The organism is Prevotellamassilia timonensis, from assembly GCF_021531665.1.
In the GTDB taxonomy this organism is placed as follows: domain Bacteria; phylum Bacteroidota; class Bacteroidia; order Bacteroidales; family Bacteroidaceae; genus Alloprevotella.
The window spans coordinates 75,288-87,601 of the sequence record NZ_JADYUH010000002.1 but is presented as its reverse complement, the minus strand read 5'-3'; the positions used below and the strand labels follow the sequence as shown (position 1 = coordinate 87,601).

Sequence of the window (12,314 nt, the reverse complement as noted above, 5' to 3'; positions counted from 1 at the left end):
AATGAAGCAGACGGCATGCACCTCTACCGAGAAAAGGGTTATGTCTTTCCCTCAAAGCACCCAAAACATTTTCCACACCCAAGGCGGTTTTTCGGTTTTAACACTTCTTGCTTTTGGCGATGAAAAGTATTATATTTGTATAGAGATATGGGAGGAGCCTCGGCTCCTCCCTTTTTTCGTCACTTCCCCTTTAAAATCGGGGATTTTAGGAGCGCATCCAGTAAAAATTTGCCTTCCCCTAATTTTTCTTTGCCTTCCGCAAATTTTAATTAGGGGAAGGCAAAGAAAAACTACGCGCCGAGTAGGCAGAATTGGAAGGCGGAAAGTGTTCTCGAAGGTTAAAAATGTTAATGTCGAATCGGCGAAAAAACGCTCAAAATTGTTGGATTTTCATGAGCGCGGAGCGCAGGAGTGACGAGTCGCGTCACCTCCTATTGCCATTTCCTGTTTTACGTTTCTTACGTTCGTAACGTATGTAACGTTCATTACGGACGTTACGTTCGTTACAAACGTTACGTACGATTCGCTCCATTCGTGTTCTAAATTCCATTCGCTCCATTCGTGTTCTAAATCCCGTTCGCGAGATTCGTGTTCAAAACAGAATGTAGGGTTTTGTGTAGAGTTGTATAGTTTTTTTGTTCCCCTTTTATTTACGTATAGTGCAGGGTTGAGACGAACCTTTCACAGTTGTTTCTTACACCCTCCGACACCGCTCGTCACCACCAACCCGAAGCGCAAAGGAAACAGTTCCTGAACAGATTCTTTTTGATTGGAACTTACCTTTACCACTTTGAATTTTTCACTTCTTCCGGTGCAACAAATAGTCTACGCATTCGCGGAAGACAGAGGCACCGGCGAGGCGCATGAGGAGGCAGTAGGTCAGGACTGCTATCAAGACCTTGCCACACAATATTACCCATACATTTTCCGACCAAGACATGCCCCACCACGCGGCTACCACCATGACCAGAGCGGCGGCAGCAAAGGGGAAGACGTCAAGCAGAGTCTGCTTCAGCGTCAAACCGACCAGATGATGCGCCAAGGCGTGCCAGACAAACAACCAGAGGATTTGCAGTGACGCCACGGCAGCAAGAAGCGTGGCAAGTCCTTCGCCGCGCAGACCAACCAAGAGTCCGAGTTGGCACACCATGAAGCCGGCAGAGGCACGGAGATAGAGGTCGGAACGCTCGCCGACGATGAGTAGATTCGAGAACATCTGTCCCACGGGAATGAATGCGCCCGCCACACACAACGTTTGCAGCAAGGGGACACACGGCATCCACTTCTCACCAATCGTCAGCGAAATGAACTCGGGCGCAATCACCGCCAGCCCCAACATGGCGGGGAAAGAGCAGAACGCGGTGAAACGCAGAAGTTTGCGAAACACCCTGACTCGCCGTTCTTCGCCGCCCTCGGTGCGCGCCAAAACGGGCTGTCCCACATTACCGACCATGCCGGACAGGGTGGAATAGCCCATCGTGTTCCACTTGTTGGCTTGGGAATAGAGCCCGACCTGTGTGGGCGGGAAGAAATGTCCCATGAGCACCTGAATCAGTTGGTTGTTGCAGGTGGTCAAGACATTGGTGGCAAGCAGACGACTGCTGAATCCGAACATTTTCCACGCCGGGCGCAGGTCAAAGTGGAGGGAAGGACGCCAACGGGCGTGAAGCGTGACTTGCAGCGTATAGGTCAACTTATAAGTCAAATCCATCGCCACCAAACTCCAGCATCCCCACCCCGCCACGGCAGCAGCAATGCCCGCCACGCCGGAGAGGATGGACGCCACGACCTGCGACGACGTCTTTTGACGAATCATGAGATTGCGAAGCAAATATGCCGTCGGCACGACATTAAAGGCGGCGATGAAGAAATTCAGGAACATCACCCGTGCCAGGAGCGTGAGTTGCGGAGCGTCGTTGAAGTCTGCAATCAGCGGAGCAGCGAAGAAAAGGATGAAATAGCAGCAGGCAGAGACACCGATGTTGAACCAGAAGACAGAATTATAGTCTTCCTCCGTGGCGGTCTCCTTCACACAGAGCGCGGAGGTGAAACCGCTCTCCTGCAGGTTCGTGGCGAGCAGCGAGAAGGCGGTGAGCATCGCCACCAAACCGTAATCCTCAACGGAGAGGATGCGTGCCAGGACGATGCCGATGAGCAACATCACCAGTTGTTGTGCGCCGTTGCTCATGGCAGCCCACCAAAGCCCGTTGGCTGTTTTTTCTTTCAGATTGTCCATGTGATTCCGGAACTATTAGATTACCTCCCCCAGGAATGCCATGCTCATTCCACCGCGTGCCCCCTTCGAAGCGTGATGAGTTCAATGGCGGGCCAGGCACCGAGTCGATACTTCACACTGCCGCCGACTCCGGTGGAGACGTAGAGCATTCCGTTTCGTGAAACATATTTCCCACCCCATTCGGGCATTATCCAAGCGGCAGGCGAGAAGTTCCCGAGGCGAACATGCAGCGCGTGGGTGTGGCCGGCAAGGGTGAACAACACACGGGGGTCGGAGGTCACCTCCCGGCGCCAGTGCCACGGGTCGTGGGTCAGGAGCAACACGTGGTGGGATTCGGGAACGCCTCGGAGTGCTTTTTTCAAAGAACCTGCGGGCGGGACATATTCTCCCTCACGCCGCGGGCGTGGTTTTGCCACATTGTCCGTGCCTGCCAAGACGAGGGTGTCACCGTCACGCACGAGCAGACGATGCTCATTGCGCAGCACCTCCCACCCCATGCTCTGCTCAAGACGAACCACCTTGTCTGTGGCACGACGCACCTCCTGTTCGGAGGGGAAGCCTTTATAGACACAGAAGTCGTGGTTGCCCAAAACAGAGTAAACGCCATCCGGGGCGTGCATACACGAAAGGGCATTCACGAACTCAGGGAGGACCTCATCGGGAGACTCATTCACCAAATCGCCCGTGAAGACGATGAGGTCGGGATGGAGACTGTTCACGCTGTCCACAACGGTGCGGACAAAAGAATCGTCGCTGAAGTAACTGCCGAGGTGCAGGTCAGAGATTTGCACGACACGATAGCCATCAAAACTTTTGGGCAAAAGAGGCGAAGCGAGGGTGACACGATTCACGTCCAACCGGTTAATTCCGACGGTGACGCAATAAAACTGCACAACTGCCACGATGCAGGCAAAGAAAAAGGCAACGCCTTGAATGTGTTTCCAGTCACGATGAAAAAGCCTGCCAAGACGATTGCCGCCCGCACTGATGATGGTAAAGACGAGTTTGGGAACGGTGAAGAGGAGAATAGTCCCACTCACAATCCGGAAGGAATACATGGAGCGTTCCCCGCAGAGCAACAAAATCAGGTGTAAGGCACATACCAGAGAAGGAAGAAAAATGAGCACGTAGCCAAAAAAGTTGATTCTTTTCTTCCTCATCTCATGAAAAGTCCACCAGTCTGAGAGAGCAATCAGTGCGAAAAGGGAAATGGCAATTTTAAAAAACACGGGATTCACATTTTGTGAGTCAAAGAAAACAATGCTATCCGCACTCCTACGATTCAAGGGGAGGTCATCTCAATGGGCGTCTGAATGGATGCAAGACGCCGAGGTCAGGATTCGGGGAGCGTTTCGGATTACGTGACCAAACCCGAATCCGATGGCAACGAACTGTGTGGCTGTCATGACGCACCGCCGCCTCAACCCTGCAGCGCCTCTTGCTGCTCCTGCCACTTTTCGCGGGCGAGTTCCTGCATGTCGGTGACGGTGTCTTTTTCGTCCACGATTTCGGTGCCGAGCATGGTTTCAATGACGTCTTCCATGGTGACGATTCCACGGAAGCAACCATACTCATCAATAATCACGGAGATGTGTTCTTTCTTCGCCAAGAGTTTCTCCCAAATTTTGGAGACGGGTTCATTCTCTTGGAAGGTGAGCACCGGGCGCACGATGTCCGTCAGACGAAGTTCGAACTTGTCTTCGGAGAGTTTTTCGAGGATGGTTTGACGGAGCACATATCCCTTGATGAAGTCATCGTTTTCTTCGTTATAGACAGGAATGCGGGAGTAGGTGCTGTAGGCGTCGTGGCGATAGAACTCTCTGAGCGTCATGCTTTCCTCAGCCATTTCCACGACGGAACTGGGAGTCATGATGTCTCGCGCCTTGATGTCGTCGAGTTTGAGGAGGTTCTGAATCATTCGGTTTTCCTTCGTGGCGAGCACGCCTTCTTCCGCGCCGACATTGACCATGGCACTCACTTCTTCGCGGCTGACCGTCATCGGCTGATGGTTGGAGGAGAAGAAGTGTGTGATGAATTCGGAAAGAAGAACGAAAGGATAGGTGACAACGACCAGGGTGTGAATGATGCGTGCGGCGGGGATGGCGAGTTGTCGCCAGTAGCAGGCACCGATGGTCTTTGGAATAATCTCAGAAAGTACGAGAATCAAGAAGGTCAGTACGGCAGAGGTGACGGCGAAGAACTCGTCGCCCCAGATTTCCTGGCTCTGCGCTCCGACTCCTGCGGCGCCCACCGTGTGTGCGATGGTGTTGAGGGTGAGGATGGCAGAAATCGGTTTGTCAATGTCCTGTTTGTATTTTTTCAGCAAAGAGGCGCCCGTTCTTCCTTCACTTTCCAGCATAGAAACGAAAGTCATGGGAGTGGAAAGCAAAACGGCTTCAAGAACTGAGCAAAGAAAAGAAAAACCTAAGGCAGCAAAAAGATAAAGGAGTAGAAGCCCCATGTAGAGGAGAAATTAATTAGACATACACTGCCGACAGGAAGGCTTCTCAGATGAACGCTTCAAGGAGCGTCTCTCACGTCAAAACAAAGCACTGCGGCAGTGACCAAAAGAACAAGACGGAAAGAGTCGTCTTTTTTTCTTTGACGGTGCAAAATTACTTCAACGCGGGCATCACACAAAGAAAACGAGCGCTTTTCTCATCCGAAAGTGCACGAAGTGAGGCAAAAGCCTCCCTAAATAGTCTCAAAACACCCGCGAAACGCAAAAAAAGTAGTACTTTTGCGCAGTTTTATGCCCCTGCCGCGCTTTTTCCAAAAACGGGGAGAACATCCTCCCCAATCGCCTCAAAGGGGTTCACCTCCTCGGACATGATAAAGAAACTTGACCTCTACGTTTTGAAAAAGTTCCTGCTCATTTTTGCGGGAGCATTCTTTATCTGTCTCTTTGTGTTCATGATGCAGTTCACCTGGCGCTATGTGGATGAACTCATCGGCAAGGGGCTCTCAGTGGACATTTTGGCTCAGTTCTTCTGGTACATGGGCATCACGCTCGTGCCCCAGTCTCTTCCGCTCGCCATTCTGCTGGCTGCGCTCATCACCTTCGGAAATCTCGGTGAAAGCCTTGAACTGCTCGCCATGAAAGCGGCGGGCATCCCGCTGCTGCGCATCATGCTCGGTCCCGCCCTCGTCGCACTGACAATGCTCGGCGTCTCCTTCTATTTCCAAAACTTCACCTCGCCGGCAGCACAAATCCAACTCCACACGCTCCTCTTCAGCATGAAACAACAGTCTCCCGCGGTGGAGATTCCGGAAGGCGTGTTCTACAGCGGCGTACCGAACGTCAACATCTACGTCGAAAAGAAAGACGCCGAGACGGGCATGCTCTATCAAGCCATCATCTACAAGACAGACCAAGGCTTCGACCGTGCGCAAATCGTGCTCGCCGACTCTGCCAGGATGGAAATGTCCGCCGACAAGATGCACCTCATCCTGGACCTCTGGAAAGGGGAGCAATTCGAGAACCTGCAATCCAACGGAGCCATGAGGCAGATGCAAAGCGAAGCCGATGACCCCTACGACAGAGAGACCTTTGACTACAAACGCTTCCTCATTGATTTCGACAGCAACTTCAATCTCATGGACAAAGAGATGCTGGCGGGAATGGCGCAAGCGAAAAACATGATGCAAATCGAACGCACCACGGACTCCCTCTCTCAAAGACTGGACTCCATCGGAGCGGCATACTATCAGGAACGCATGGCTCTCCCGGCGTTGCAGACACAAAAAGAGAAAAAGGACTCACAACTCGTGGTGCAACAAGCTGCCAAAGCGGCACAAAGCGGACGCGTGCCCCTCAGCCTCAACTTTGACTCTCTCAAAGCAAGCCTCAACGAAGGGGAATTCCTGCAGGCACAGTCTCTCGTGCAACAGAACCTGCAAAGCACCAAAACCGATCTGGAGTGGAAGGCACAGTATGCCAAAGATGCCATGCGCTACATCAGAGCACACTGGGTGGAATGGCACCAGAAAATGACGCTCGCGCTGGCGTGTCTCATTTTCTTCTTCGTCGGCGCACCGCTCGGTGCCATCATCCGCAAAGGTGGTCTCGGCATGCCGACCGTCATCTCGGTCATCATCTTCATCTTCTGGTATATCATCAACACCTCGGGCATGAAGATGGCACGCGACGGAAACATCAACATGGTTGCGGGCATGTGGGTCAGCACCACCATCATCACTCCTTTCGGACTCTGGATTTGCTACAAATCAAACAAGGATTCGGTGGTCTTCAACGTGGACACCTATCGACGCTTCTTCCAACGCTTGCTCGGCATCCCCGTGAAACGACACCTGACCCGCAAAGAAGTCATCATCCACGAACCGCAACTGGAAGGCATGACGGAGCGCATCACAAATCTCGCAGACCGCATGACCACCTACGCTCGGGAAAACAACCTCTGGAGACTGCCCAGCTACGTCCGTACCTTCTTCCGTTTCCAACCGGACCACACCGTGAAGGAAATCAGCAAGGAGATGGAGAGCATCATCGAAGAACTGTCCAACTCACGCGACGTCAAGGTGCTGGGTGTGCTGAACGAATTTCCCGTCTTCTTCACCACCGCCCACCTCTCTCCTTTCAAGACTCAGAAAACCAATCGGCTGGCGGGCATCTTCTTCCCCCTCGGGCTCATTCTTTGGCTGCGCATGGGACAGTTCCGCCTGCGCCTGCTGAAGGATTTGAGAATCGCGAAACGCAGTTGCGAACGTCTCGTGGCAGTGCTGGACCAAACCACCGACCTGAGCGGAGAAAGCGGTACAGACGAGGAGAACAAGAAACAAAACGTGCTCTGGAGAAAACGCAAACGCATCGTGAAAGTGGTGCTCCTCGTCTTCATCCTCGCCCTGCTGGGACAGGTTGTCTTCAGCAGCATCGAACGCTATCGCGAACGGAACAGAACGGAACAGAGCGAGCAACAGGAGCAAACAGAACAGACCGCACAGCCCAAATCTGTCAGAACAATGCCGGACGTCAAACCTGTCTCTGCAGAACCCGCGGCACCCACACTGCCCACGGCGGAAAGAGAATAGGACACGGGGCTACCGCCAAGCTGCACCACATCCTCTCCCACACATACACATTCAATCATCCCCGCAAGAAAACGACCATACACATTTAATATATATGAGTGACTTTAAACTGGCTTCCGTCGAAGAAGCACTTCAGGACTTCAAAGAAGGAAAGTTTGTCATCGTGGTCGATGACGAAGACCGAGAAAACGAAGGCGACCTCATCATGGCAGCTGAACTCGTCACCCCCGAGAAGGTGAACTTCATGCTGAAAAACGGACGCGGCGTGCTCTGCGCTCCCATCACCATTGAACGCTGCCACCAACTCCGATTGAACCACCAGGTGGAGGACAACACCAGCATGCTGGGCACTCCCTTCACCGTGACGATAGACCTGCTCGAAGGCTGCACAACCGGCGTGAGCTGTCACGACCGCGCCGCCACCATCCGTGCACTCGCCAATCCCGACATGCTTCCCGAACACTTCGGCAGACCGGGACACATCAACCCGCTCTACGCCCAAGACCGTGGTGTGTTGGCTCGCGCCGGCCACACAGAAGCAGCCGTTGACCTGGCTCGCATGGCGGGCATGCAACCTGCCGCCTGTCTCATCGAGATTCTCAACGAAGACGGCACCATGGCACGCATGCCGCAACTCCAAGAATTTGCCCAAAAAGAGGGACTCCGCATTCTGACCATCAAAGACCTCATCGCCTATCGTCTCAAGAACGAATGCCTCGTGGAACAGGGCGAAGAAGTAGATATGCCGACCAGCTACGGTCACTTCCGCCTCATCCCCTTCCGCCAGAAGAGCAACCGCCTGGAACACGTTGCCCTCATCAAAGGCACGTGGGAACCGGACGAACCGATTCTGGTGCGTGTCCACTCCTCCTGCGTCACAGGCGACATCTTCGGCTCTGCCCGCTGCGACTGCGGCGACCAACTCCACAAAGCGATGGAGATGATTGACAAAGAGGGAAAGGGCGTCGTGCTCTATCTCAACCAAGAGGGACGAGGCATCGGGCTGATGGCAAAGATTGCAGCCTATAAACTCCAAGAGGAGGGCTACGACACCGTCGATGCCAACATCCATCTCGGCTACGACCCGGACGAAAGAGACTATGGCGTGGGCGCACAAATCCTCGGACTGCTCGGCGTCCACAAAATGCGACTTCTGACGAACAACCCGGTGAAGCGCGTCGGACTGGAAGCATACGGACTGGAAATCACGGAGAACGTGCCCATCGAGGTGTCGCCAAATCCCTACAACGAAAAATATCTGAAAACCAAAAAGAACCGCATGGGACACACCCTGCACCTTTGAACTTATATAACGACCTTATCAAAAAACTAATCCGCGAGCAGACCTCGCACCAATGACATGAACAACATCTATCAGTACAGCGAAAGAGAGAGCCGCTCCATGACCTTCCCCGCACTCATGCAGAAAGTCTATCTTTGGATGACGCTGGCACTCGCCGTCACCGGTTTGACAGCCTTCTACGTGGCGGGCAACGAACAAATCCTCTATTCCATCGTGGGAAATCCCATTCTTTTCTGGGGTTTGATCATCGGTGAACTCGTGCTCGTCATGGTGCTCTCCGCCAACATCCACCGCTTTTCCTTTGCCACGGCGGGCATCATGTTTGCACTCTACTCGGTTCTGAACGGTGCCACACTGTCCATCATTCTCCTGGCATACACCATGGAGAGCATCGCCACCACCTTCTTCGTCACAGCCGGTACGTTCGGCGCCATGTCGCTGGTGGGACTCTTCATCAAACGCGACCTGTCAGCCATCGGACGCTTCCTCTTCATGGCACTCATCGGACTCATCATCGCCACGCTGGTGAACATGTTCCTCCAAAGCAGCGGGCTCAGTTGGGCTCTGACCTACGTCGGCGTACTCATCTTCTGCGGACTGACTGCCTACGACACTCAGAAGATGAAACTCATTCTCAGCCAAGGCGATGCTGACGACGAAGGCATGATGAAGATTGCCTTGATGTGCAGTCTCTCGCTCTATCTTGACTTCATCAACCTCTTCCTCTATCTCCTCCGCATCTTCGGGGACAGAAAATGAGGGAGGACTTACAAAAGGTGCACGAATAAAAGAATCACTCACACTCTGCAACCAAAACGCAAGCACTTCCTTTTGAACGCTCCTTATTCCATCATTTAAAGAACACCATTTTACTTCACACACAAAATAGGACTATGCTTTCAACCCTCGTGAACAGACTGGCGCCCTCCGCCACCCTCGCCATGTCTCAGAAAAGCGCTGAACTCAAAGCGCAAGGCGTCGATGTCATCAACCTCTCCGTCGGAGAACCGGACTTCAACACTCCCGACCACATCAAAGAGGCTGCCAAAAAAGCTGTTGATGACAACTTCTCTCGCTACTCTCCCGTCCCAGGCTATCCCGCACTCCGCAAAGCCATCGTCGAGAAACTCAAGAACGAAAACGGTTTGGACTATGCGCCCGTACAAATCGTCTGCTCCAACGGTGCAAAGCAGTGTGTCTGCAACGCCGTCATGGCACTCGTCTCTCCGGGCGAGGAGGTGATTATTCCCGCGCCCTACTGGGTTAGCTATCCGCAGATGGTGCTCATGGCAGACGGTAAGCCCGTCTTCGTTGAAGCACCCATCGAACAGGATTTCAAAATCACACCCGAACAACTCGAGGCTGCCATCACACCGAAGACCAAAGCCTTGATTCTCTGCTCTCCGAGCAACCCCACAGGCTCGGTATATAGCGCAGCCGAACTGGAAGCACTTGCCACCGTGCTCCGTCGCCACCCGCAGGTTTGGGTTATCAGCGACGAGATTTATGAACACATCAACTATGTCGGAGCACATGCCTCCATCGCAGCCTGCCCCGAGATGTATGACCGCACGATTGTCATCAACGGTGTGTCCAAAGCCTACGCCATGACTGGCTGGCGCATCGGTTTCCTCGCCGCGCCGCTCGCACTGAGCAAGGCATGCAGCAAATTGCAGGGACAATACACCAGCGGTCCTTGCTCCGTGAGTCAGGTGGCAGCCACCGAAGCTTTCGCCGGTCCGCAGGACTGCGTGGAGACCATGCGTCAGGCTTTCGCCCGCCGCAAAGACTTGATTGTGAAACTCGCCAAGGAGGTGCCCGGCTTTGAAGTGAACGACCCGCACGGTGCGTTCTACCTCTTTCCCAAATGCAGTTTCTACTTCGGCAAAAGCGACGGCGAACGTGTCATCAAGGATTCCATGGACTTCGCCCTCTTCCTGCTTGAAGTGGCTCACGTGGCAACCGTCGGCGGCGATGCCTTCGGTTCTCCCGAATGCTTCCGCATGAGCTACGCCACCAGCGACGAGAACATCGTCGAAGCGCTCCGCAGAATCAAAGAGGCGGTAGCACGACTGAAATAAGAATATCCCCCGAAAAGTTTTACGGTGCGGACTGCATGAGCGCAGCCCGCACCGTTTTTTTGTGGAAAAAGATGGCAGTCCCCGCCGCCTCGTCACTTACTGCCGCGTCGCGGTGAGTGACGACTCCTAAGGAAAAAGTCTTGCCAAGGCAGTCAAAAACGAGTGAGTCCCTCAGCAGTCGTTTTGTAAATAATGGGCTAAACCTATTCTTGTTCCTCTCTTGTTCCTCTCCTGTTCTCCCTTGTTCATCTCTTGTTCACTGCCTGTTCTTCGTCTGTTCCTCTACTGTTCCTCTACTGTTCCTCTACTGTTCCTCATGCCTCTTTTTCTCATTGTCAGGGCGGACTGAAAGCCCAACAAGTGCCCAGGCAAGATGCCCTTTGGGGATTAGATGCTGTACAAAGAATCTACCCACCCGCCAAGAAGGTGATGAGGAAGGGAATGGTGCAGTCAATGGTCATGCCATGGAGCAGGGCAACGGGAACGTAGGACGGACCGCTGGCACGCACGATGAAGGGGAGGGACACGTCCATTGACGTACTTCCCGCAGCGGCAATGGGGGCTAATGGACCAAAACGACGGGCTAACCAAGGGGCAGACACAATGGCAATGAGCTCGCGGAAGACATTACACAACAAGGCGGTCACACCCAGTGCGGCAGCCACTTCCGCCCCGCACACCGGAGTCTTCAGATGGGTGATGAGGACGGAGGAAAGGGTGTAGTAGCCCATCCCGCTCGACACGACGAGCCCATCCCACACACGCAAACCGGGCAGAAAGCACACCACCACGGCAGAAAACAACAGCGTGAACGTCAACGAACTCCACGGCAACAACAGCGCGGAAGGACGCAACGAGCGCCACAGGTCGGACAAACCCTTCCGACCTCCCATACCGACGCCCACAAGGAACATCAAACCATAGAGCAGCCACGTGGAGAGGTCTTCGGGAAGCGTCACTTCGCGGAATGCACCGCCACCCAAGCAACCGACAATGAAACAGAGAAGGAAAAACAGACCCGTGCTCATGCCGCGCCTCCTTTCTCCTCGCAAGAAGCATTCTCCTGTGCCGAAGGCTTCTTACGTCTCACGCTGAAGAAATGAAACAGAAACGCACCGAACACGCTGCCTGCCACACCTGCCACAGCGATCAATAGAGCGGTGATGCCATAGCCGGAAAGACCGGAAACGACGGACGGTCTGGCACCCACGTCCCACCCCATGACCAACAGCATGACGGCAATCACCACCGTCACCGCCTTGTCGGAAAAGGCAATGACGCGGGAGCGGCGCAGCAATCTGCCCACCGCAATGCCGAGAAACATCAAAAGAAAAATTGTCCACATGTGCATCTAAAATATGGTGCGAAATTACCCTCTACCGTGGTGTCTGCCCAAGAGAAGCCGCACAAAAACACTCTTTTTGCACGCTCAGAGCAAAAAAAGGCGGCAAAAACTTGCCCAAAAAAGAAATTAGTCCTACTTTTGCATCCGCAAACAAGGGATAACCCCAAAGTCTTGCCTCTGGCGCGATAGCTCAGCTGGTTAGAGCGCATGATTCATAATCATGAGGTCGACAGTTCAAGCCTGTCTCGCGCTACAGTTTGATGGCTGTGTCGAAACGAAAGTTTTGACACAGCTCTTTTT

The 12,314-nt window shown here is 53.5% G+C and carries 9 protein-coding genes and 1 tRNA gene; 5 read left to right on the top strand and 5 right to left on the bottom strand.

The window, feature by feature from the left end; all coding sequences use genetic code 11:
* Positions 1-799 precede the first annotated feature (799 nt).
* The 3 genes from I6E40_RS01025 to I6E40_RS01015 all read right to left on the bottom strand — a co-directional run bounded on the left by I6E40_RS01025 (position 800) and on the right by I6E40_RS01015 (position 4,697).
* Positions 800-2,236: a lipopolysaccharide biosynthesis protein gene (locus I6E40_RS01025; RefSeq protein ID WP_235384989.1), complete on the bottom strand. Its 1,437-nt coding sequence runs from the start codon at positions 2,234-2,236 to the stop codon at positions 800-802.
* Between the two features lie 44 nt (positions 2,237-2,280).
* Positions 2,281-3,465, bottom strand: coding sequence for a metallophosphoesterase (locus I6E40_RS01020; protein WP_235384988.1), 1,185 nt, complete (start codon positions 3,463-3,465; stop codon positions 2,281-2,283).
* 191 nt (positions 3,466-3,656) lie between these two features.
* Positions 3,657-4,697: a CNNM domain-containing protein gene (locus I6E40_RS01015; protein WP_235384987.1), complete on the bottom strand. Its 1,041-nt coding sequence runs from the start codon at positions 4,695-4,697 to the stop codon at positions 3,657-3,659.
* A gap of 368 nt (positions 4,698-5,065) precedes the next feature.
* Between I6E40_RS01015 and I6E40_RS01010 the strand changes: the two genes are divergently transcribed.
* The 4 genes from I6E40_RS01010 (at position 5,066) to I6E40_RS00995 (ending at position 10,669) form a co-directional block, all read left to right on the top strand.
* Positions 5,066-7,285 (top strand): LptF/LptG family permease, encoded by a 2,220-nt coding sequence (locus I6E40_RS01010; protein WP_235384986.1) that lies wholly within the window; start codon positions 5,066-5,068, stop codon positions 7,283-7,285.
* 94 nt (positions 7,286-7,379) lie between these two features.
* Positions 7,380-8,588 carry a bifunctional 3,4-dihydroxy-2-butanone-4-phosphate synthase/GTP cyclohydrolase II gene (locus tag I6E40_RS01005; RefSeq protein ID WP_235384985.1) on the top strand — a complete coding sequence of 403 codons (1,209 nt, stop codon included), beginning with the start codon at positions 7,380-7,382 and terminating at the stop codon, positions 8,586-8,588.
* 57 nt (positions 8,589-8,645) lie between these two features.
* Positions 8,646-9,347 (top strand): Bax inhibitor-1 family protein, encoded by a 702-nt coding sequence (locus I6E40_RS01000; RefSeq protein WP_235384984.1) that lies wholly within the window; start codon positions 8,646-8,648, stop codon positions 9,345-9,347.
* Positions 9,348-9,481: 134 nt separating this feature from the next.
* On the top strand, positions 9,482-10,669 hold the full coding sequence (locus I6E40_RS00995; protein WP_235384983.1) for a pyridoxal phosphate-dependent aminotransferase: 1,188 nt from the start codon (positions 9,482-9,484) through the stop codon (positions 10,667-10,669).
* Between the two features lie 407 nt (positions 10,670-11,076).
* Here I6E40_RS00995 and I6E40_RS00990 read toward each other — a convergent pair whose 3' ends face one another.
* Positions 11,077-11,697 carry a lysine exporter LysO family protein gene (locus I6E40_RS00990; protein WP_235384982.1) on the bottom strand — a complete coding sequence of 207 codons (621 nt, stop codon included), beginning with the start codon at positions 11,695-11,697 and terminating at the stop codon, positions 11,077-11,079.
* Positions 11,694-12,014, bottom strand: a complete 321-nt coding sequence (locus tag I6E40_RS00985) for a LysO family transporter (protein ID WP_235384981.1) — start codon at positions 12,012-12,014, stop codon at positions 11,694-11,696. The genes I6E40_RS00990 and I6E40_RS00985 overlap by 4 nt, the downstream gene beginning before the upstream one ends.
* 179 nt (positions 12,015-12,193) lie before the next feature.
* On the opposite strand from I6E40_RS00985, the gene I6E40_RS00980 reads away from it, so the two are divergent.
* Positions 12,194-12,267, top strand: a tRNA-Met gene (locus tag I6E40_RS00980).
* Positions 12,268-12,314 lie beyond the last annotated feature (47 nt).

Excerpts from the sequence above, each read along its gene's own strand:
- I6E40_RS01025 (WP_235384989.1), bottom strand. The coding sequence starts at position 2,236 with ATGGACAATCTGAAAGAAAAAACAGCCAACGGGCTTTGGTGGGCTGCC.
- I6E40_RS01015 (WP_235384987.1), bottom strand. The coding sequence starts at position 4,697 with ATGGGGCTTCTACTCCTTTATCTTTTTGCTGCCTTAGGTTTTTCTTTT.
- I6E40_RS01010 (WP_235384986.1), top strand. The coding sequence starts at position 5,066 with ATGATAAAGAAACTTGACCTCTACGTTTTGAAAAAGTTCCTGCTCATT.
- I6E40_RS01005 (WP_235384985.1), top strand. The coding sequence starts at position 7,380 with ATGAGTGACTTTAAACTGGCTTCCGTCGAAGAAGCACTTCAGGACTTC.
- I6E40_RS01000 (WP_235384984.1), top strand. The coding sequence starts at position 8,646 with ATGAACAACATCTATCAGTACAGCGAAAGAGAGAGCCGCTCCATGACC.
- I6E40_RS00995 (WP_235384983.1), top strand. The coding sequence starts at position 9,482 with ATGCTTTCAACCCTCGTGAACAGACTGGCGCCCTCCGCCACCCTCGCC.
- I6E40_RS00990 (WP_235384982.1), bottom strand. The coding sequence starts at position 11,697 with ATGAGCACGGGTCTGTTTTTCCTTCTCTGTTTCATTGTCGGTTGCTTG.
- I6E40_RS00985 (WP_235384981.1), bottom strand. The coding sequence starts at position 12,014 with ATGTGGACAATTTTTCTTTTGATGTTTCTCGGCATTGCGGTGGGCAGA.